This is a genomic window from Clostridioides sp. ES-S-0001-03 (assembly GCF_020676075.1).
In the GTDB taxonomy this organism is placed as follows: domain Bacteria; phylum Bacillota; class Clostridia; order Peptostreptococcales; family Peptostreptococcaceae; genus Clostridioides.
This window is the reverse complement of record NZ_JACVWJ010000002.1, coordinates 101757-122580: the sequence shown is the minus strand read 5'-3', so window position 1 is coordinate 122580 and position 20824 is coordinate 101757. Positions and strand designations below refer to the sequence as shown.

Here is a 20824-nt window from a genome sequence, read left to right as displayed (position 1 = left end):
TTAACTTAAATAATATTTCATATTTCTAAAGTTAAATAAACATTGCCATCCTAAAATCTTTATAAATAATATTAATATTTACAAATACTATTAACATTAAAAAGTAAATTTAAGTTATTAAATTTAAACCTGTTTTTTATAACTTTTATGTTTAAAAATAACATTTATATATTTAATATATTTTTCCTGGATTTAAAATATTTTTAGGGTCAAAAGCTATTTTTATATTTTTAATTAACATCATATAGGCATCTGATTTTGATTCATGTAAATACTCTTTTTTTGCATATCCTATACCATGTTCACCTGAGACTTGACCATTAAGTTCTCTAGATTTTTTATACATACAGTCAAAAGCTTCTTTTAATCTTACTTTCCAAGTATGTTCATCCATACTATCTTTTAATATATATATGTGTAGATTTCCATCACCTGCATGACCAAAACTTTTTATTCTTATTTTTAACTCATCTTGAAGCTCATGAGTATATCTTATAAACTCTGCTACCTTGTCTCTTGGTACAACGACATCACATTCATCCATTTCTGTTGTAGATGCCTTTATAGCTTCTAAGAAAGCGCCTCTGGCTGACCATATAGAATCATTTCTTTCTTGCGTATCTGATATAAATACATCTAATGCTCCATTTTCTAAACACAGATTAGCAACTTTTTCATATTCTTTTTCAATTTCTTCAATACTATTTCCATCAAACGTAAGTAGAAGATAAGCATCTGATGTATTATCTGGAAACTTTTTACCTAAAAATTCTTCCGCAGCCAATATTACATCTCTCTCCATAAATTCTATGGCTGTTGGTATTGATTTCGATTTTATTATTTTAGGAACAGTCTCTATTGCCATTGATAAATTAGGAAAAGGTATAAGTAAACTTACACTTTTCTTTGGTAAAGGAAGCAATTTTAATATCGCTTTTGTAACTATTCCTAAAGTTCCTTCTGAACCTATTAATAAATCTTTTATACTATATCCAGAACTATTTTTAACTACTTTTCCCCCTATATTTATAACTTCTCCATTTGGTAATACTACTTCAAGACCTCTAATATAATCTCTTGTAACACCATATTTTACTGCTCTCATTCCACCTGCATTAGTATTTATATTACCTGCTATTGTAGCACTCTTCTCACCTGGGTCAGGTGGATAAAATAAGTCTCTCTCTTGAACATATTGACCTATTGTCATAAGCAAAACTCCTGGTTCTACTGTCAATGTTAGATTTTCATAATCAACCTCAAGTATTTTATTCATTTTACATAGATTAATCATTATTCCACCATTTATGGCAACAGCAGCTCCTACAAGACCAGTTCCTTGTCCTCTTGGCGTAACTGGTATATTGTTTTCATATGCATATTTCATTATTTTAGATACTTGCTCGGTTTCAATCACATTTACTAAAACCTCAGGATATTTTTCTATTCCTCCAAGTTCATCATGTGAAAAATCTTCATTTATATCACTTCCAACTACTACATTTTCATCTCCACAAATATCTATTAAAAAATCTATATCTTTTTTATCAATTGATTTATACATCTCTATCCCCCTATTCAGCTGCTGATGCCACATATATTTGCTTATCATTTTTTTTATTTTCTATTTTTTTTATCAATTTAGGAATAATATCATAAATATCTCCTATTAAAGCTAAGTGTGCTACATCAAGTATAGGTGCCTTATCATCTTTATTTATAGCTACTATATAATCAGCTCCTTGCATTCCTGCAACAAATTGAACAGCTCCAGATACACCACAAGTTATTATTAATTTAGGCTTTACAGTTCTACCACTAAGACCTATTTGTTTTTTAGCATCTATCCAACCTGCTTCTATAATCGGTCTTGTTCCTGCTACTTGAGCATTTAACTTGTCAGCTAATTTATATATCATATCCATATCTTCCTGTTTCTTTATTGCTCTACTTGCAACTACTATTACTTCTGCTTCTTCAAGACCAACTTCTTTATTTTTTTCTTTTACACTCAGTACTTTAATCTTAGATTTTAATTCTTTTTTTTCTATTTCACATAAAGTTATTTTTCCTGTAGCATTTTCTACCTTTTCTGGAGCTGAAAATATTTTATATCTTACAGTGGCAAATTGAGGTCTATTATTGGGTGTATTTATGTGAGCCATTATATTTCCACCAAATGCTGGTCTTATCTGGTCTAAATCAGTGTTTGATTGCACATCAAGTATTGTACAATCTGCTGTAAGCCCTGTTTTAAATCTAGCAGCAAGCCTCGGAGCTAATGACCTACCTAATGTAGTTCCACCAACCAACATTATTGTTGGTTTTATTTTATTTATAAAGTTTTCTATTGCCTTTGCATATGGCTCTATCCTAAATTCTTTAAATTCATCTTCATCGTATACAAATACTTCATCAATACCATAGGAGATAAGATTCTTACATTTATCTTTTATATCTTTTCCTACAAATACACAATATACAGGTTGCTTTATTTTTGATGCCATTTTGCGAGCTTTTCCTATAAGTTCATATGTTACAGGATGTATATTTCCATTATGATGTTCTACATATACTGCCACTCCCTTCCATTCATCCTTATTTATTTTTGCTTTATTACTTTCTATAAATTCAAATGCACCTTTGGGTCCACTTTTGACACACAATTTGCACATCTTACAGCCAGCACTTATTTCTACCTTACCTGATTTTTCTTCTATAGCACCAAAAGGACAAATTTCTAGTACTCTTTTTAAATCAGTTATTTTATCTTGATTTACAACTATTTTTGACATTTCTTCTTCCCCCTTAGACTAATTTTAATTCCTCTAATTTATTTATAAGCACAGAACTTAACTCTTCTGGATTTCCTCTCATAATATTTTTATCTGTATTTGGCTTAGGAGGAAATATTCTTACAACTTGAGTAGGGGAACCATTTAATCCATAATTATCTTCGTCCTTATCTTCAAAATCATCTAAACTGTACACAGGTATTTTTCTTTCTTTAGTTTCTAACTTTAACTTAAATGAAGGCAATCTTGGTTGAAAAATATCTTTTTCTACTGTTATCAAACAAGGATACTCAATTTCACATACTTGTAAATCATTTGGCATATCTATTTCAACAACTATGCTTTTCTCTTTGATTTCAATTAATTTTGTAACATTAGTTACATGAGGTATATCTAAAAACTCGGCTACTTCAGGTCCAACCTGCGCTGTATCACCATCAGTAGTTTGTTTTCCACAAATTATTAAGTCTACTCTACCCATTTTTTTAATACCTTGCGATATAGTGTAAGAAGTTGCCAAGACATCTGCCCCTCCAAATCTTCTATCGCTTATTAAAGCTCCTTCATCTGCCCCCATCATAAAACTCTCTTCTATTACCTTCTTTGCTTGCGGAGGACCCATAGTAAGTACTTTTAAATTAGCTTTTATGTCGTTTTTTATTCTAAGTGCTGTTTCTAAAGCATATAAATCATAAGGATTCATTTTTGAATCTACTCCATCTCTTTTCAATACACCTGTGGATTCATCAACCTCTACTGTGGTTGTTCCAGGTACTTGTTTAATACATGTCAAAATTTCCATAAACTACACCCCTTTTTTATTTAACTATCACTGATACTCCATCAGGTATAACTGTAACTTTACTATCTTCACCGACTATATTAGTAGCCATCTCTAAAGCATCCTTAAAATTAAATGCATGTTTCATATGCATTTTCTTTATCATTTCAGGACTACACTTATCTGTTACCATTATTACAGTATACTTAGATAGTATTCTTGCTAATATTTGAAATTCCCATTGGTCTGGAATTGTATCACATCTGTCAACACTTCTAATTTTTTCTAAAAGTTGTTTTGGAGAATCTGCATTTGCTACATTTTCATAAAAGGATTGACCTCCATGACCATCATTACATGCTGCAATCATTATTATTACTCCACCTTCTTTACAGGTAGCCTCTGCTGCTGTCATCCCCTTAACTGCTTGATAAATATTTTGGTCTAATGGGTATCCACCATTTGTACTCACTACAATATCTGACTTTATGGAATTTACTTTTGAGAGTTCTGTTACAAATTCACAACCTCGGGTATGTGCTTTTTCGACATCACCAGCAAATGATGCTATTACTTTTTTCTCTTTATCTATTACAACATTCAATATAAATGCTAGTTTGGCAACCTTAGCTGCATATACCATATCTTCATGAATAGGATTATTTTTTAATTTTCCAGTTCTCGAATTGTCACTATCTATAAAATCACTACAATGGTTATACATTATAGTCTTTGCAGAGGCTATTCCTGGAAGTACACTTTTTCTTCCTCCTGAGAAACCTGCAAAAAAGTGTGGTTCTATAAAACCTTCTGCGATTAAAAGTTCTGCATCATATGCAAGTTTATTTATATATAAATCCCCACCTGAAGGTAATACACCCACCTTGCACATAGCTTCATCATCAGTAGATATATGCATGATTATTTCTTCATTATCTACAATTTCTTCTCCCATCTTATAAACTAATTCTTCTCTTGTACTTGGCCTATGAAAACCAGTTGCTACTATAATCTTCACATCAATTTTAGGATTAGCTTTCCTAATTCTTCTTAAAAGAATTGGCATAGTTACTTTACTTGGAACAGGTCTTGTATGGTCACTTGTAATTATGACTACATTCTTTTTTCCTTTAACTAACTCTTCCAATGATAAAGAGCCTATTGGATTATTCATAGATTCTTCAACTATTTCTTCTTGTGTCTTATGTTCTACATAATTATCCGATTTTGATTCCAAGACACCAAGAAAACGTTTGTTAGGTATTTCTAAAATCATTCCTTGCTTTGAATAAGGTACTTTTAACTTTACCATCTTTAATCTCCCATTATAATAAACTATAAAATTGGTATGTGGTCATACCAGTTTTACATTTATATAATAGTACCATTATCTTCTATTTGCAAGAATAATTTATTTTATAACAAACTTTTAATTTTCATTTTTTCTGTAGTTTTTACTTATAAATCTCATATGCTCTTTCGCTTTTTCATGTGCAAGTTCAGTATTGTTTTCTATAACTGCCTTATATATAGCTTCATGTTGCTTAAGCAAGATAGTTTCATTTAAAGGTTCTGCAATTATCTTCTCTCTTGCATCCTCTATAAATCCATCAAACAATTTTGAGGCTGTTATAAAAAGACTTTGAATTAAATAATTTTTACTTATTGTAGCCAATTTGCTGTGAAATTTTTGATCTAATAAAACCAAAATTTGATTATTATCTTTTTTATTGGTTTCTATTCTCATTTCATCTATTATACTTTTTAATTCTATAGATTCAGAAGAAGTTATTCTCTTTGAAGCAAGTTTTGCAATCTCAATTTCTAAAATTATTCTAAGCTCTAGTATGTCTTCAAGTGTACCATTATTCAGTTTAAAAATCATAGATAAAGGTTCTATTAAAGTTTTTTCTATATTTGTGCATATAAAATTACCCTCACCTTGTCTGCTTTCTATCACACCCATAGTTTCTAAAACCCTGATAGCTTCTCTAATAGAGGTTCTACTTACATTCATTTGTTCAGACAATTCTCTTTCAGATAGTAGTTTATCACCCTTTTTTAACTCTCCATTTAATATTTTATATTGAATTTGCTCAATTACTTGTTCATAAACTTTTTTACTAGCTATACTATTAAACATTTTTTCCTCCCATGTAGTAGTCGTTGTTATAATATATATCTATTATATATCTTAAGCCATTACATTCATATATTTTTGTTACTTTTAATATAATATCTTATAACTCAAATTTACAGGTGATATTATGAAAAAAAATAAAATTATTGGTTTTTTCGCTCCAGCTATCATAGTTGGGGTTCTAGTTTTAGGCATTATCTTATACCCAAATGAAGCTATAAAATCTGCAAGAGAGGGTTTTTCCATATGGTCTAATGTTCTAGTCCCATCGCTACTCCCTTTTATAATTGGTGCAAACCTAATTGTCGATTTAAAAATAGTAGATATTATAGGGTTTATTATTAATCCCATAACTAGACTTGTGTTTAATGTATCAGGAAAAAGTGCTTTAGCTTTTGCAATATCAGCAGTATCTGGTTATCCAGTGGGAGCAAGTCTAGCTTCTGAATTTAGAAGCAATAAACAGATTTCTAAACATGAAGCCCAAAGACTGGTATCTTTTTGTTCTACATCAGGACCTTTATTTATAATAGGCTCAGTTGGTACAGGTATGTTTCAAAATTCAAATTTAGGTTACTTGATGATTTTATGCCATTACTTGGGAACTATATTAGTTGGTCTTTTTTTCAGAAATTATGGAAATGAAAATCTTCCAAAGACAAAATTAGATTTAAAAACAAACATAAAAAACATAATTAATATTAGAAGTTCTAGTGGTAATGGTTTTTTTGTTCTATTTGGAAATGCTGTCTTTAATGGAGTAAATACATTACTTACAGTTGGTGGATTTGTAATTGTTTTTTCGGTAGTATTTAAAATACTATCACTATTTAATGTAATCTCTTTAATAGCATCAGTTATATATTTACCACTTTCACTTTTAGGTGTCAATAAAGAACTCTGTCAAGCATTTGTAAGCGGTCTATTTGAAATCACAATTGGTTGTAATAAGGTATCTAGTATAACAAGTGCCCCAGAAATCCTAAGAGCATCTTTGGCTAGTTTTCTGATAGGATTTAGCGGATTGTCCATACTAGCTCAATGTTGTACATTTTTATCAAAAACAGATATAGACTTAAAATTATACATATTAAGTAAGTTTGCACATGGACTTTTAGCAGGTTTATTTATTTTTATACTTTATCCTATTGCAAACTCTACTGTATTAGTTTCTAGCTTTGCTGATACATATAATGTTATATATAATAACTTAATTTGGTTCTATTATCTTAGCTATTATGACACTATTCTTCAAATTGTAATAATAATCTACTTAATTTCAGCTTTATTTGTTGCTAAAAAACACATGAGAAATTTATCTACAAGTGGAAAATTAATTAGATATAAAAATACTTTTTTTATAAAAAACTTATTTCGAAAAAAATAAAATGTATAAAAATTAACTAAATGCTTCCATTTTCTAATTATATTTGTCATAATCTTAATAACCTTTTTAATTACTTTATCAGCATAGTTATTTCATCACAATTTTGATAATTTTTTATAACAATATTTTTCAAAAATTCTCCTTAATCACATATAGCACACTTATATAAAGTAATTGGTATATTTTTCCAATATATAATATTTCATTTATATTATATAATAAATACCGACCTAAACTTATCAAATCAAACTAAGAGGAGTGGTTGAAAATGGCAACAAGACCTATAGAAATAGACGAATATAAAAAGATAATGGAACTACTACATACGGGCTTTATTTATAGTGAAAATGGCGTTGAAAAAAGATTTAGAAAGAATCCTAAGGTTGCATTAGCACTAATGTTAGAAGCTAATTTAGGTCTAAGAATATCAGATATTTTAAGATTAAAAATAGGTAATTTTAAAGGTAATATGTTGGAAATAAATGAAAAAAAGACAGGTAAACTACAGTATAGACCTGTTAACAAAAATATAATTGAATCTATAAATGAACATGCAAGAAAGTATAATCTTAAATCAGATGACTACTTAGTAAATATAAAGACAAAAGCTATCCAGAAACAATTGAGAATAATTTGTAAATACTTAAATTTGTATAACATAAGCACACATAGCTTTAGAAAGCTCTATGCTACTACTCAATTTGAAAAGAGTAACAATAACTTAGAATTAGTTAAGGAACTCTTAAACCATAGCTCTGTAGCCACTACACAGCGATATATAAGGGTAACTCAGCAAGCTATTAACGAGGCGAGTGAAAATTTTTTTATTGAATAAGTAAAATGTTATAATCTATCTATTTTTCTATTATCTTATTAAGTCACCAGCTGTTAAAAAGGTGAAGAAAAACAAAATAAACTTTTTGTTTTTCTTCACCTTTAAATTTTTACAGTCATTACATAGATATTTTAATCTACTTTTAATAGTTTTTTAACTGACTTACTATATTCATTTCTCTTTACATCTTCTAAGAACCTATCAATTTCATGTTCTGATTTTGCATTTATAAAAATAGCAAATTCTTCTTCATCTATAATATTATAGCTATCTACATATTTATCTAAACATTTTAAAATTCCATCTTTATTATATTCACTAAATCTAACTACTGCACTACATTCATCTTCTATAAGCCCACTCAAATCCAATTTACCTTTTGAAAAAGACTTTATATTTGAACTCCTATTATCTATTATATCTATGATATCAGCATAAACAGCACTTCCTGTTGCACCTCTTCCAGCACCCTTACCTACAAAAGAAAGTTCTCCTACAGAATCTCCCACTATAATTACTACATTAAACTCATTATCTATTTTAGACAGCATATTATCATTATCCACCAATGCAGGTCTAACAAATCCACTTACTTCTCCCAATTCATATTTACTTCTAGCAACTAATTTTATCTTACAATTTAATTTCTTAGCATATTCTATATCCTTTTCATCTATTGAAGTTATTCCTTCTAATAACAAATCTTTCCAATACACTATTTTCCCATAAGATAAAGTAGATAATATAGATAGTTTTCTAGCACTATCATATCCTAATACATCTGCATCTGGATTAACTTCTGCAAATCCTAGTTCTTGTGCTTGTTTTAAAGCTACATCATATGGTAAATTTTCATCATACATCTTTGATAATATAAAGTTGCATGTTCCATTTAAAATAGCATTTATACTTTTTATATTATTACCTTCTAATGATTCTATTAATGGCTTTAAAACTGGAATACCACCTGCTACTGATGCTTCAAATTTAATGCTAACATCATTTAAGTTAGCCAGCTCTATAAGGTCACTACCTCTTTCAGCTAATAAATCTTTATTTGCTGTTACTACATGTATTTTTTTATTTAGAGCTCTTGTTACATAATCAAGAGCTGGATTTAGTCCTCCAATTACTTCAACTAATATATCAACATCTTTGTTAAATATATCTTCTATATCTGTTGTTACCTTATCAAAATATCTCTTTGATTTATGCTTCTCTTTATTTTTAACTAAAATTCCAGCTATTTCTATTTCTCTTTTTAAAGTATTATTCTCTATTAAATCTATTAATCCACTTCCTACTGTTCCATACCCTAGTATTCCTATCTTCACTGTTACATACCCCCATCACTTTTGATTATATTAATTTATTTATATATATAAATATGCCAATTAAAAAAGCTTGAGTATAAACTCAAGCCATATGACGGGTTTATACTCATCTTTCAGCGTAATTGCTGCAGGATTTAGCACCAATGTATATTAAAATATACTGGTTGCCGGGCTTCATAGGGCCAGTCCCTCTGCCTCTCTTGATAAGATTGCTAATTTAAATTTATTGTTAATAGTATAATACAATTTTTCCCAATTGTCACTATATTTTTTAACTTATTTCTTCTAAAATAATCTAATTAATTATCTAACTGCTCTTTTAGTTGGTTTACCTTTTTTTGTAACATTGTTATTTTTTACCTTAGCTTTTGCCTGTTCATGACCTGGAAAAAGTATCTTGGGCTCATCAATATTTCTCTTGTAAATAGTAAACTTAAAACCAATAGCTTGAACAAACTCTGCTCTTAAAGCTTCACATACTGCATTAGCAGTTTCTTTAGCATCAAGACCTGCATTTTCTAGTATAGTAACCTTTACTAGTTCTCTAACTCTTAGCATATCCTCTAATTGCTCTAAAAAGCTTTCTGTAACGCCTTCCTTACCAATTTGTGTAGTAGGCTTTAAAGTATTTGCTAAAGATCTTAAATATGCTCTTTGCTTTCCTTTTAACATATTATCACCTCTATAATTCTATATCAAAATTAATTGTAAAATTCAAATTCCAATTCGTAAATTCTAACTACATCCCCATCTTCAATTCCCATCTCTCTAAGCCTATCAAATACACCTTGACTTTCCATAGCTTTTTGGAAATATTGAAGTGATTCCATATCATCAAAATTTACAGAATACATTATTCTTCTAAGTGCCTTACCTGTAACTACATATACACCATCTTCAACATCTATGTTCAATCCTTCTTCTGTTCCAATATCAAGTTCTGGTCTATACATTTCTTCTTCTGAAACTAATTCCACATCTTCTACTTCTTTTAACATTTTAGAAACGTAGGCAATTACATCATCTATTCCTTGACGAGTTGCTGCAGACATCTTAAATACTGTATATCCTCTACCTTCTAATTCATCCTTAAATTTTTCAAATTGGCTTTCATCTTCCAATATATCAAATTTATTTGCAACTACAACCTGAGGTCTTGTTGAAAGCTTCTCATTATATAATTTAAGTTCATCATTTATTTTGTCAAAATCCTCAATTGGGTCTCTACCTTCCAGTCCAGATATATCTACAATATGTATCAATACCTTAGTTCTCTCAACATGTCTTAAGAATTCATGACCTAATCCTATACCTTCAGAAGCACCCTCTATAATTCCAGGTATATCAGCAAGTACAAAACTATCTCCAAACTTAGTTTGAACAACACCTAAATTTGGTGTCAATGTTGTAAAATGATAGTTTGCAATTTTGGGCTTAGCTTTGGTTACAACTGATAAAAATGTTGACTTACCTACATTTGGAAATCCTAAAAGACCTACATCTGCTATCATTTTAAGTTCAAGAGTTATCCATCTTTCTTCTCCATCTGTACCAGACTTTGCAAAAGCTGGAGCTTGTCTTACTGCATTTGCAAAGTGTTGATTACCTTTACCACCTATACCACCTTTTGCAACTACTGCTGTATCTCCTTCTTTCTTTAAATCTGCTAGTACAAGACCTGTAGCTTCATCTCTTATTACTGTACCTGCTGGTACTTTTAATATTAAGCTTTCTCCATTTTTACCAGCCCTTTTACCTTTGCTACCGTCGCCACCGTGTTGAGCTTGATATTTTTTCTGGTATTTAAAGTCCATTAATGTTCTAAGACCTAAATCAACTTCAAATATGATGCTCGCTCCACGACCACCATCTCCACCATCTGGCCCACCAGCTGGAACATATTTTTCTTTTCTAAATGCTACCGAACCATTTCCACCATTTCCAGCTTTTACAAATATTCTCGCTTTATCTATAAACAAATTCTTCACCTACTTAATTAAAAACTTTTAATTAGCTTTACCAAAAATACTATTATAAATTCATCAGTATTATAAGAAAAAGGAGTGCATCAACACTCCTTTTATGTATATTACTCAGCTATTGCTACTGGATATATACTAACTTTTTTTCTCTTCTTGTCTTTTCTTTCGAATTTAACAGTACCATCAACTAATGCAAATAAAGTATCATCGCTACCTTTTCCAACATTAGTTCCTGGATGTATTTTAGTTCCTCTTTGTCTAACTATTATACTTCCAGCAGTTACTAATTGCCCATCGAATCTCTTAACACCTAATCTTTTAGATATAGAATCTCTACCATTTTTAGAAGAACCTACCCCTTTTTTAGATGCTAATAATTGTAAATTCATGTTTAACATATGGAGTCACCCCCTACTTTTTTAAAATTTTTATATTTTTTGGGTATTCCCGTTTAATTTCTTCAACCGCTAATTGAAAGTGATTTAGTAATAACTGTGCATCTTTTAGATATGCATCTTTAACTATACATTCTATATGCCCTTCTTCTCCTACTACCTTTTCAAATTCAATCTTTTGTAACTTGTCTAAAGAGTTTATAACTGCAATAGCATTAGACGTAACTGCAGAACAAACTATATCATAGCCTATTTCAGCAAAATCAGCATGTCCCTTTAAACAAAAACCTTGCAACAAGAAATCATCATTATAATAATATTTAACCTTTATCATAACTAGTCCAATAATTAAGCGTTGATTTTCTCTACAACTATCTTAGTATATGATTGACGATGTCCTTGTTTTCTTCTGTAATCTTTTTTTGCTTTATACTTGAAAACTATAACTTTCTTAGCTTTACCTTGTTCAACAACTTTTGCTTGAACAGATGCTCCTTCTACTACTGGAGAACCTAATTTTAATTCTCCATCTTTAGAGCAAGCTAATACTTCGTTTAAAGTAACAACATCACCTGCGTTAGCTTCTAACTTTTCAACGAATAATACATCACCTTCAGAAACTTTATATTGCTTTCCACCAGTCTTTACTATAGCGTACATTAAATACACCTCCTCGGTCTCAAACTCGCCAGTACAAGGTACTTCATTAGAAGATTTAGACCTTTACTGTGCGGCATTACAATTATTAATTATAAAATATTTACATTTTATTGTCAACTATTTTATCAAAAATAACATTTGTTTTGTTGTGTTTTAATGCGCAGTTTGCGTTTAAAGAAATTTTCATATTATATTTTTCACCAATTTTATCAATTATATCCATATAATCTTCTTTTATTTGTTTAAAAACAAAATCATTGAATTCTATTATTACGTTTTTATAAACTGTATGCTCACTTATTCTCATAATTTCTTTTTCGACACTATCCACTATATGATGTATAGATTTTATAGTTTTCGTTCCATCACAGCATGGGCAAGCCATTAAATAATACTTATCAATAGACTCTTTTTCTCTTCGTCTTGCAACTTCTACTAAGCCAAGTTTTGTCATTCCTAACACTTCAGCTTTTCTCTTATCTTTACTAAACTCTTCCTCTAGTATGTGTAATACCTCATTTTGATATTTCTTTTTATACATATCAATAAAATCAATTATTATTATTCCAGCTATATCTCTAATTCTAAGCTGTCTCACAATTTCCTTTGCAGCTTCAATATTTGTTTTATAAACAGTCTCATCAAGTTTACCAGTTCCAACAAACTTACCTGTATTTACATCTATAACAGTAAGAGCTTCTGTTTTTTCTATTATTAAATAACCACCACTCTTTAACCATACTTTTTCATTTAATAATTTTTCTATTTGAGATTCTATTCTATATAAATCAAATACATCTTTATTTTCTTCAAGGTATAATTTATCAATATAATCATTATTTATAAGCTTCAAAATAGGTTTTAATTCATGATATTTATCATAATTATTGATAATTATAGACTCAATCTCATCATTTACATTATCTTTTACATATTTAGTTGCAAAATCTAAGGACTTATATAATAGCTTTGGTCCCATACCAAGTTTATATTCTTTTAAAATATTATCATACTTTAATTTTAACTCTTCTATATCTTTTTTTATTTCATCATGAGTACAGCCTTGAGCTTCAGTTCTTATTATTAATCCCAAGTTTTCTTTATTCACTGCTTTTGTGATTTTTTTTAATCTAAATCTTTCTCTTTCATCAGTAATCTTATTTGATATAGTAGTTCTGTCGTTGGAAGGTATATAGACAATATACCTTCCAGATATACTAATTTCAGTATTTAATTTTGCACCCTTAGTACCAATTTCTTCTTTATTTACTTGAACCAAAATCTCTTGCCCAGATTTTATGGTACTTTCTTTTTTTAACTGTAAATAAGCAAGTTTCTTAAATCCAATATCTACAAAACATGCTTCTATTCCTGGTATAACTTTTTTTACAATTCCACGATATATATTGGATACAGTTTTTTTATTTAAGTTATCTTCAACAAAAAGTTCTACTAACTTTCCATCTTCAAGCACTGCTGTTTTCTGAGACCCTATTAAGGACTCAATAACTATCTTCTTCACAACTTCACCTCTCACGAACTTACATAGGAGTCACTAATTCCCCATCTTCTAATACATATAAATCTCTTCTCAATATATCAACTTCTAATGGGTCAATATCCAGTTCAAACATCTCTAACATTTTAGGAATAAGTATATTAGTATTTAAATTAGTTTTTGAACCTGTAGCTATAGTAGCAGTAAGAGTAATATGCTCATCTTCTAAATTTAAAACATCAAAAGTTCTTATCATGGGTCTTATATCAACTTCAACCAATTTTCCTTTTTTATTCTTTTTTGTTATGATTATCTCTTTATTATTCATAAAGTCAATTACTTTTCTTTTTACAAACTCTTTAGTCAAAGACCTTTTTAAATCTATATTAAACAGATACTCTCCATAATCTATTACGGAAGAAAGAGAAGGTGTCTGTCTATCAATTTCCTTTGCTTTAATAAATTCTATCCCCTCTGGAAGCTGAACTGACACTTTATCTAAAAACTCATCTACCAATAAATCATCTTCTATCTCAATATCCACATACTCGCCTTGGCTTTCTGTCCCTAATGCTAAAGCATTACCATAACTCATCTTAGGATGAGGGTTAAACCCTTGAGAATGTGATAAATTTATTTCAGCTCTCCTAAATGCTCTTTGTAATAATCTTTGAAGGTCAAGATGTGATATATATATCATATCACCTTCTTTTTTAAATTTGACTCTAATTATTTTACTCATATTAACAAAGCCCCCTTCCTATATCATGTATATTTATTCCACAACCATTACAATTATGTCTGCAATCAGAAGTGATTTTTTCTTTTTTAGCATTTTCATCTTCTCTAATCAAGAATTTTTTACTTACACCTACATCTATATGGTCCCAAGGGAATACCTCTTCATATCCTCTATTTCTATGTGCATAGAAGTCTATAGAAAGATTGTTTTTTTCCATAGCTTCCTTCCATATATCTAAACTGAAGTGTTCTGCCCAGCCATCAAATTTTGCACCTAATTTAAATGCATCATATATAACTTTTCCTATCTTTCTATCTCCTCTAGCTACTACAGCTTCCATCAAGCTAGTCTTTGAATCATGATAGTTATATTTTATATTGTTATTTCTCAATTTATTGACTAAATGTCTTTGCTTATCAACTACTTCCTCTGTTGTATCTTGACCATGCCATTGGAACGGTGTAAATGGTTTTGGTACAAATGTAGATGTACTTACTGTAACACTAAAACTTCTTTTTAGCTTACCTCCATTTACTTTTCTGTAAATATCAATAACTTTATAAGCTAATTTGGCTATTCCATCCAAATCATCATAAGTTTCAGTTGGTAAACCAATCATAAAGTATAGTTTAACACTATTCCATCCCATTTCGAAAGCTCTTTCTGTTGCATTTTCTAAGTCTTCTTCTGTAACACCTTTATTTATAACGTCTCTAAGTCTCTGAGTTCCTGCCTCTGGGGCAAAAGTAAGTCCAGATTTTCTTACTTGTTGTATTTTATCAGCAATCTCCATTGAGAAATTGTCTAGTCTAAGCGATGGAAGTGAAATTCCTATATTATTAGATGCATATTCATCTACTAAATAATCAGTAAGCTCAGACAACTTACTATAGTCACTTGTACTAAGTGATGATAATGATATTTCATCATATCCAGTATTCTTAACTAATTTGTCAAGTATCTCTTTAAGTCTTTCAACACTCTTTTCTCTTATTGGTCTGTATATCATACCAGCTTGACAAAATCTGCATCCTCTTGTACAGCCTCTAAACAATTCTAACACTATTCTATCATGAACAGTATCTATATAAGGTACTATTAATTTTTCTGGATAATCTACAGTTTCAACATTTTTTATTATCCTCTTAGTAGGACTCTTAGTAACCCCTTCTCTATTAGGAGTTACACTTTGAACTGTACCATCTTCATTGTATTTAACATCATAAAAACTTGGTATGTATACTCCTTCTATACTTGATATTCTGTATAAAAAATCACCTCTAGTTGTTTTATTTTTCTTCCACTCTTTATACTCATTTACTACTTCTAAGTTAACTTCTTCACCTTCACCTAATATTACTATATCTACAAAATCTGCTAAAGGTTCCGAATTATAAGCACAAGGACCTCCAACCATTATAAATGGGTCTTCCAATTTTCTTTCTTCTTTTAATATTGGTATATTGGCTAAATCTAATATATTTAAGATATTAGTGTATGAAAGTTCATATTGAAGTGTAAAAGTAACAAAATCAAAGTTTGTTATAGGCTCTCTTGACTCTAATGCAAATAATGGTATATTTTTTTCTCTCATTATATTTTCCATGTCAACAGCAGGAGAATATACTCTCTCACAAAATACATCTTCATCTTTGTTTATTACATCGTATAATATATGACTTCCTAAGTGACTCATCCCAACTTCATACAGGTCTGGAAAACAATGTGCATATCTTATCAATTCACTATTGCTAGTATCTTTATGAATTGAATTTATTTCATTCCCAAGATATCTAGCAGGCTTTTCTACTTTTTTTAAGATTTTTTTCAAGTCTACTTTATTCATTTATTAAAATTCCTCCAAACAAGTTCTTTATTTTTATTCTTATTTATAAGTAATATTATACACGATAAAATATTTTCTATCAAAAATATAACTAAAATATTGAATTTAAAATCTATATTATTCACAAAATAGTATATCTAAAAATATTTTCTATTAAATTTTTATTAAAATACAGATTTTTTACCAAATATGATATATTATAAACATAAAACTATGTTTTTGATGACTTATAATGACATCTTTTGTTTCACTGACCTCAAAATGGGGTATGTTATTTATATAATGATAATTTTTAGGAGGGTTAAAAATGAGTAAAGTTTTCGAAGTAAAAAAAGATATCTACTTTACTGGCGTAGTAGATGAAGGTTTAAAAGTATTCGACATAATAATGGAAACAGAGTTTGGGACAACTTATAATTCTTACTTAATAAAGGACGAAAAAACGGTTTTATTTGATACAGTAAAAGCAAATTTTAAGGATGAATTTTTAAGTAATTTATCAGAAGTTACTGATATAGCTAAAATTGACTATGTTGTAGTCCATCACACAGAGCCAGACCATGCTGGTAGTTTAAAATACTTATTAGATTTAAATCCTAATATAGAAGTTTATTGTACTAAAGCTGCTAAATTATACTTAGATGGTCAAATAAATAGACCTTTTAATTGTCATGTAATAAAAGATGGTGAAGTTTTAAATATCGGTAAGAGAAATCTTAAATTTATAACTGCTCCATTCTTACATTGGGTTGATACAATGTTTACTTACATTGAAGAGGACAAGACTCTTTTAACTTGTGACGCATTTGGTTGTCATTTTGCAAGTGTTGATTCAGAAGTAGTAAACAGTGAAGATTATCTAAAATCAGCTAAACATTACTATGATTGCATAGTTAAGCCATTTGCTAAGCACGTGTTGAGTGCTGTAGACAAGGTTGTAGGGCTAAACTTAGAATTTGATACTATATTAACTTCTCATGGTCCAATGCTTACTAAAGACCCAATGGCTGCTGTAAAGAGATATGTTGAGTGGTCTACAGAAGCTATTAATACAACTAATCAAAATCAAGTTTCTATATTCTACTTATCAGCTTATAGCAATACTTTAGAAATGGCTAAAAAGATAAAAGAGGGACTTGATAAAGAAGGTGCAAAAGCTGAATTATATGATTTAGAAAATATGACATTAACAGAAATGCATGATACATTAGTAGTATCAAAAGTAATACTATTAGGTTCTCCAACTATAAATAAAACAATGGTTAAACCTATGTGGGATTTATTCTCTGTTATAGACCCAATGGCTAACCAAGGTAAGATAGCAGGAGTATTTGGTTCATTTGGTTGGAGTGGTGAAGGTATAACTATGGCTGAAACTTTACTTAAAGCTATGACATTCAAAATGCCTGTAGAATCTCTTAAGAAAAAATTCTTCCCTAGTGAGGAAACATTAAAAGAATGTATGGAGTTTGGTGCAGAATTTGCAAAATTAGTTAAATAGTTATTTTTATTTAAATGACATATATCTATATTCCATCATTTAAATTATATAAAAAAACTCACATTAGAGTTTTTATCTTATAGAACAAATTAAAATGAGGTAGCTATTTTAGCTACCTCTTAATTTTATATATTATTTACTTTTATTAAACACGTTGACTTTTGCTCTTCCTAACTTCTCTCCATGATAGTTCTCCCCTATCAAGAGCTTTTATAAATATTTCTGCAGAAGCTAGATTTGTAGCTATTGGAACATGGTACACATCACAAAGTCTTATCAAAGCTTGTATATCTGTCTCATGAGGTTGAGATGTAAGTGGGTCTCTTAAAAAGATAACTAAATCTATTTCTTGTGTTACGATTAAAGAACCTATTTGCTGGTCTCCACCTAAAGGTCCAGATGCCAATCTAGTAATCTTTAATTCAGTTTCATCCATTATTCTTTTTCCTGTAGTTCCAGTTGCATATAGTCCATATTTTTTTAAAATTGATTCATAACCTATACAAAATCCTACTATGGTATTTTTCATTTGGTCATGTGATACTAATGCTATATTCATTATACTCAATCTCCTCAATTTATGTTTAGAACTCTTACACTTAGAAATTTATTTTCTTTCTTCTCATACACACATTTAGTACTAATCCTAGATTGGCTAAAGATGTTAATAGTGAACTTCCTCCATAACTTACAAAAGGTAATGTTACTCCTGTTACTGGAATTAACGCAACAGTCATAGCAATATTTTGAATTATCTGGTAAGCAAACATACCCATAACACCAACTACAATGAGGGTCCCATAAAAATCCTTAGCATCTCTTGCAATTGCTAAAATCCGTAATAAAAATATTGCAAATAAGATTATAAGCACTGTCATTCCTATTACACCAAGTTCTTCACCCACAACAGCAAATATAAAGTCACTATCTTGTACTGGTAAGAAATCTTCTTGGTTTTGACTTCCATTATACAGACCTTTTCCAGTCATACCACCAGAGCCTATTGCTATCAAAGATTGCATAACCTGATAGTTTCCTTTTAAGGTTACATCTTCTGGATTTAGGAAGGCTTCTATTCTTACTTTTTGATGGTCTGCCATCATTAAATACATCAATGGCATTGATACCAAGAGTATTATTATTCCTCTTTTTATTAGCTTAGAACTAAGACCTGCTGTAAACAGCATTGCAAATACCATACAACAAAATACAATTCCTGTTCCTAAGTCTGGTTGAGCAAGTAGTAATCCAATGAATGGGAGAGAATAAACTACAACAGGTATAACCTCTTTTAATGTATTTAATTTATCCTTCTTTGTCTCAAGTATCTTTGCATAACTAAGTATAAATGTTAATTTTACTATTTCAGAAGTCTGCAAATCAAGTGGACCTAAGTTAATCCAAGACCTCGCACCGCCTTTTTCAGTACCAATTCCAGGTAATAAAACTACAGCTAATAAAACAAGGCTTATTATATAAAGAGCCTTATAGTACCTTCCTAGAAGATTATAATCAAAAAATAGTATTACTATAATCATTCCTATTCCAAGCACAAAAGCTAGTCCTTGCTTAACTAATTGATTATATGAACCTGTAGAATTAGCATGTGTTGCACTACTAAGTATAACAAGCCCAAAAATAAAGATAGCTAATACTGTAACTATAAGTTTCCAGTCTAACTGTTTTATCAACTTAATTGTCGACTTATAATTAATATTGATTTTTTTCAAAGAATCACCGTCTTTCTATCTTTAAACATATAATTAAATAAAAGGGGCATATACCAATAAGGATATCCCCCTTTTAAGCACTAATTACATACATCTATCTTTAATATTCTTTAATGGTATATTAGCAACTAATGCAGATACAGGTTTGTCATCATGTTCACCTCTGCATTTAGACATTTTGATTTCAAGGCCATCTTCTTCTATTTCTGCATAGTTGGCTATTACTTTTAAAATATCTGTTTTTATCATCTCTAAAAGTTGTGGTGAACAATCTACTCTATCATGAACTAAAACTAGTTTTAACCTCTCTTTAGCAACAGATTTACTAGTTTTAGCTTCGTTAGAAAAAACTCTAAATAAATCTAACACAGATGTATCCTCCTTTGCTACTTAGCCATGCTAAACATTTTTTTTAGTCTACCAAAGAATCCATCTTCAACTTCAAGTTCAAGTAGAGGAACTTCTTCATTTAGTATCCTTTTTGCGATATTTTTGTATGCTTGACCAGCAAGAGATTTTGAATCAAGTATTGCTGGTTCACCTTTATTTGTTGATATAATTATACTTTCATCATCAGGAACAAGACCTAATAAATCTATTGCTAGTATCTCTATTATATCTTGTTTGTCCATCATGTCTCCACGCTTAACCATATCATTTCTAATTCTATTTATAACTAATCTTATTTCTTTTATTTCATTTGCTTCTAATAGACCTATTATTCTATCTGCATCTCTTACTGCTGATATCTCTGGATTTGTAACCACAATAGCTCTATCTGCACCTGCTATTGCATTTTTAAATCCTTGTTCAATACCTGCTGGGCAGTCTATTATTACATACTCGAAAGATTCTTTTAATTTTTCACATAGGTCAACCATTTGCTCAACTGATACAGCGTTTTTATCCCTAGTTTGTGCTGCTGGTAATAAATATAGATTATCAAATCTTTTGTCTTTTATTAGAGCTTGCTTAAGCCTACAAGTTCCTTCAACAACGTCTACTATGTCATAAACTATTCGATTTTCAAGACCCATTACTACATCTAAATTTCTAAGTCCAATATCTGCATCTACAACTACAGTTTTTTTATTTTCTAGGCTTAGCGCAGTTCCTAAGTTTGCTGCGGTAGTAGTTTTTCCAACTCCACCTTTACCGGATGTTATAACTATAACTTCGCTCATAATACTACCCCCTA

The 20824-nt window shown here is 29.8% G+C and carries 21 protein-coding genes and 1 riboswitch; of the genes, 3 read left to right on the top strand and 18 right to left on the bottom strand.

Annotated features, from left to right (window positions below; translation table 11 throughout):
- Positions 1 to 172: 172 nt before the first annotated feature.
- The 5 genes from IC174_RS03720 to IC174_RS03700 all read right to left on the bottom strand — a co-directional run bounded on the left by IC174_RS03720 (position 173) and on the right by IC174_RS03700 (position 5719).
- A complete protein-coding gene (locus tag IC174_RS03720) occupies positions 173 to 1564 on the bottom strand; it encodes an FAD-binding oxidoreductase (RefSeq protein WP_227482191.1) in 1392 nt (463 codons plus the stop codon).
- A gap of 10 nt (positions 1565 to 1574) precedes the next feature.
- Positions 1575 to 2795, bottom strand: a complete 1221-nt coding sequence (locus IC174_RS03715) for an FAD-binding protein (protein ID WP_227434095.1) — start codon at positions 2793 to 2795, stop codon at positions 1575 to 1577.
- 13 nt (positions 2796 to 2808) lie between these two features.
- Entirely contained in the window at positions 2809 to 3597 is a 789-nt protein-coding gene (locus tag IC174_RS03710) for an electron transfer flavoprotein subunit beta/FixA family protein (RefSeq protein ID WP_227434094.1), read from the bottom strand.
- Positions 3598 to 3613: 16 nt separating this feature from the next.
- Positions 3614 to 4888: a nickel-dependent lactate racemase gene (larA, locus tag IC174_RS03705; RefSeq protein ID WP_227482190.1), complete on the bottom strand. Its 1275-nt coding sequence runs from the start codon at positions 4886 to 4888 to the stop codon at positions 3614 to 3616.
- Between the two features lie 117 nt (positions 4889 to 5005).
- Positions 5006 to 5719, bottom strand: a complete 714-nt coding sequence (locus IC174_RS03700; protein WP_227482189.1) for a FadR/GntR family transcriptional regulator — start codon at positions 5717 to 5719, stop codon at positions 5006 to 5008.
- A 124-nt stretch (positions 5720 to 5843) separates the two neighbouring features.
- Here IC174_RS03700 and IC174_RS03695 point away from each other — a divergent pair, with 124 nt between their 5' ends.
- Positions 5844 to 7103, top strand: a complete 1260-nt coding sequence (locus tag IC174_RS03695) for a sporulation integral membrane protein YlbJ (RefSeq protein WP_227434091.1) — start codon at positions 5844 to 5846, stop codon at positions 7101 to 7103.
- Positions 7104 to 7371: 268 nt separating this feature from the next.
- Entirely contained in the window at positions 7372 to 7938 is a 567-nt protein-coding gene (locus IC174_RS03690; protein ID WP_227434090.1) for a tyrosine-type recombinase/integrase, read from the top strand.
- Positions 7939 to 8069: 131 nt separating this feature from the next.
- On the opposite strand, the gene IC174_RS03685 is transcribed toward IC174_RS03690, so the two are convergent.
- The 9 genes from IC174_RS03685 to IC174_RS03645 all read right to left on the bottom strand — a co-directional run bounded on the left by IC174_RS03685 (position 8070) and on the right by IC174_RS03645 (position 16395).
- Positions 8070 to 9272 carry a homoserine dehydrogenase gene (locus IC174_RS03685; RefSeq protein ID WP_227434089.1) on the bottom strand — a complete coding sequence of 401 codons (1203 nt, stop codon included), beginning with the start codon at positions 9270 to 9272 and terminating at the stop codon, positions 8070 to 8072.
- A 103-nt stretch (positions 9273 to 9375) separates the two neighbouring features.
- A riboswitch (SAM riboswitch) is annotated at positions 9376 to 9482 on the bottom strand.
- Positions 9483 to 9575: 93 nt separating this feature from the next.
- On the bottom strand, positions 9576 to 9944 hold the full coding sequence (locus IC174_RS03680; RefSeq protein WP_227434088.1) for a YhbY family RNA-binding protein: 369 nt from the start codon (positions 9942 to 9944) through the stop codon (positions 9576 to 9578).
- Between the two features lie 29 nt (positions 9945 to 9973).
- Positions 9974 to 11251 (bottom strand): GTPase ObgE, encoded by a 1278-nt coding sequence (gene obgE, locus IC174_RS03675; protein WP_227434087.1) that lies wholly within the window; start codon positions 11249 to 11251, stop codon positions 9974 to 9976.
- A gap of 110 nt (positions 11252 to 11361) precedes the next feature.
- Positions 11362 to 11652, bottom strand: coding sequence for a 50S ribosomal protein L27 (rpmA, locus tag IC174_RS03670; protein WP_003419086.1), 291 nt, complete (start codon positions 11650 to 11652; stop codon positions 11362 to 11364).
- Positions 11653 to 11665: 13 nt separating this feature from the next.
- Positions 11666 to 11983 (bottom strand): ribosomal-processing cysteine protease Prp, encoded by a 318-nt coding sequence (locus IC174_RS03665; protein ID WP_227434086.1) that lies wholly within the window; start codon positions 11981 to 11983, stop codon positions 11666 to 11668.
- Between the two features lie 14 nt (positions 11984 to 11997).
- Positions 11998 to 12309 (bottom strand): 50S ribosomal protein L21, encoded by a 312-nt coding sequence (gene rplU, locus IC174_RS03660; protein WP_003419082.1) that lies wholly within the window; start codon positions 12307 to 12309, stop codon positions 11998 to 12000.
- Between the two features lie 100 nt (positions 12310 to 12409).
- Positions 12410 to 13831 carry an Rne/Rng family ribonuclease gene (locus IC174_RS03655; RefSeq protein WP_227482188.1) on the bottom strand — a complete coding sequence of 474 codons (1422 nt, stop codon included), beginning with the start codon at positions 13829 to 13831 and terminating at the stop codon, positions 12410 to 12412.
- A gap of 19 nt (positions 13832 to 13850) precedes the next feature.
- Complete coding sequence (locus tag IC174_RS03650; protein WP_227482187.1) at positions 13851 to 14549, bottom strand: TIGR03936 family radical SAM-associated protein; 699 nt, start codon at positions 14547 to 14549, stop codon at positions 13851 to 13853.
- A 1-nt stretch (position 14550) separates the two neighbouring features.
- Positions 14551 to 16395, bottom strand: a complete 1845-nt coding sequence (locus tag IC174_RS03645) for a TIGR03960 family B12-binding radical SAM protein (protein ID WP_227482186.1) — start codon at positions 16393 to 16395, stop codon at positions 14551 to 14553.
- Between the two features lie 307 nt (positions 16396 to 16702).
- Between IC174_RS03645 and IC174_RS03640 the strand changes: the two genes are divergently transcribed.
- Positions 16703 to 17896 (top strand): FprA family A-type flavoprotein, encoded by a 1194-nt coding sequence (locus tag IC174_RS03640; protein ID WP_227434082.1) that lies wholly within the window; start codon positions 16703 to 16705, stop codon positions 17894 to 17896.
- 145 nt (positions 17897 to 18041) lie between these two features.
- Here IC174_RS03640 and IC174_RS03635 read toward each other — a convergent pair whose 3' ends face one another.
- The 4 genes from IC174_RS03635 to minD form a co-directional block, all read right to left on the bottom strand.
- Entirely contained in the window at positions 18042 to 18455 is a 414-nt protein-coding gene (locus tag IC174_RS03635) for a methylglyoxal synthase (protein ID WP_227482185.1), read from the bottom strand.
- A 40-nt stretch (positions 18456 to 18495) separates the two neighbouring features.
- Positions 18496 to 19626, bottom strand: a complete 1131-nt coding sequence (rodA, locus tag IC174_RS03630) for a rod shape-determining protein RodA (RefSeq protein WP_227434080.1) — start codon at positions 19624 to 19626, stop codon at positions 18496 to 18498.
- A gap of 84 nt (positions 19627 to 19710) precedes the next feature.
- Positions 19711 to 19995 carry a cell division topological specificity factor MinE gene (gene minE / locus IC174_RS03625; RefSeq protein WP_054273171.1) on the bottom strand — a complete coding sequence of 95 codons (285 nt, stop codon included), beginning with the start codon at positions 19993 to 19995 and terminating at the stop codon, positions 19711 to 19713.
- 17 nt (positions 19996 to 20012) lie between these two features.
- Positions 20013 to 20810 carry a septum site-determining protein MinD gene (gene minD, locus IC174_RS03620; protein ID WP_227434079.1) on the bottom strand — a complete coding sequence of 266 codons (798 nt, stop codon included), beginning with the start codon at positions 20808 to 20810 and terminating at the stop codon, positions 20013 to 20015.
- Positions 20811 to 20824 lie beyond the last annotated feature (14 nt).

Bases quoted from the DNA above. Each gene is read 5' to 3' on its own strand.
- IC174_RS03720 (WP_227482191.1), bottom strand. From the start codon at position 1,564: ATGTATAAATCAATTGATAAAAAAGATATAGATTTTTTAATAGATATT.
- IC174_RS03715 (WP_227434095.1), bottom strand. From the start codon at position 2,795: ATGTCAAAAATAGTTGTAAATCAAGATAAAATAACTGATTTAAAAAGA.
- IC174_RS03710 (WP_227434094.1), bottom strand. From the start codon at position 3,597: ATGGAAATTTTGACATGTATTAAACAAGTACCTGGAACAACCACAGTA.
- larA (WP_227482190.1), bottom strand. From the start codon at position 4,888: ATGGTAAAGTTAAAAGTACCTTATTCAAAGCAAGGAATGATTTTAGAA.
- IC174_RS03700 (WP_227482189.1), bottom strand. From the start codon at position 5,719: ATGTTTAATAGTATAGCTAGTAAAAAAGTTTATGAACAAGTAATTGAG.
- IC174_RS03695 (WP_227434091.1), top strand. From the start codon at position 5,844: ATGAAAAAAAATAAAATTATTGGTTTTTTCGCTCCAGCTATCATAGTT.
- IC174_RS03690 (WP_227434090.1), top strand. From the start codon at position 7,372: ATGGCAACAAGACCTATAGAAATAGACGAATATAAAAAGATAATGGAA.
- IC174_RS03680 (WP_227434088.1), bottom strand. From the start codon at position 9,944: ATGTTAAAAGGAAAGCAAAGAGCATATTTAAGATCTTTAGCAAATACT.
- rpmA (WP_003419086.1), bottom strand. From the start codon at position 11,652: ATGTTAAACATGAATTTACAATTATTAGCATCTAAAAAAGGGGTAGGT.
- IC174_RS03665 (WP_227434086.1), bottom strand. From the start codon at position 11,983: ATGATAAAGGTTAAATATTATTATAATGATGATTTCTTGTTGCAAGGT.
- rplU (WP_003419082.1), bottom strand. From the start codon at position 12,309: ATGTACGCTATAGTAAAGACTGGTGGAAAGCAATATAAAGTTTCTGAA.
- IC174_RS03650 (WP_227482187.1), bottom strand. From the start codon at position 14,549: ATGAGTAAAATAATTAGAGTCAAATTTAAAAAAGAAGGTGATATGATA.
- IC174_RS03645 (WP_227482186.1), bottom strand. From the start codon at position 16,395: ATGAATAAAGTAGACTTGAAAAAAATCTTAAAAAAAGTAGAAAAGCCT.
- IC174_RS03640 (WP_227434082.1), top strand. From the start codon at position 16,703: ATGAGTAAAGTTTTCGAAGTAAAAAAAGATATCTACTTTACTGGCGTA.
- IC174_RS03635 (WP_227482185.1), bottom strand. From the start codon at position 18,455: ATGAATATAGCATTAGTATCACATGACCAAATGAAAAATACCATAGTA.
- minD (WP_227434079.1), bottom strand. From the start codon at position 20,810: ATGAGCGAAGTTATAGTTATAACATCCGGTAAAGGTGGAGTTGGAAAA.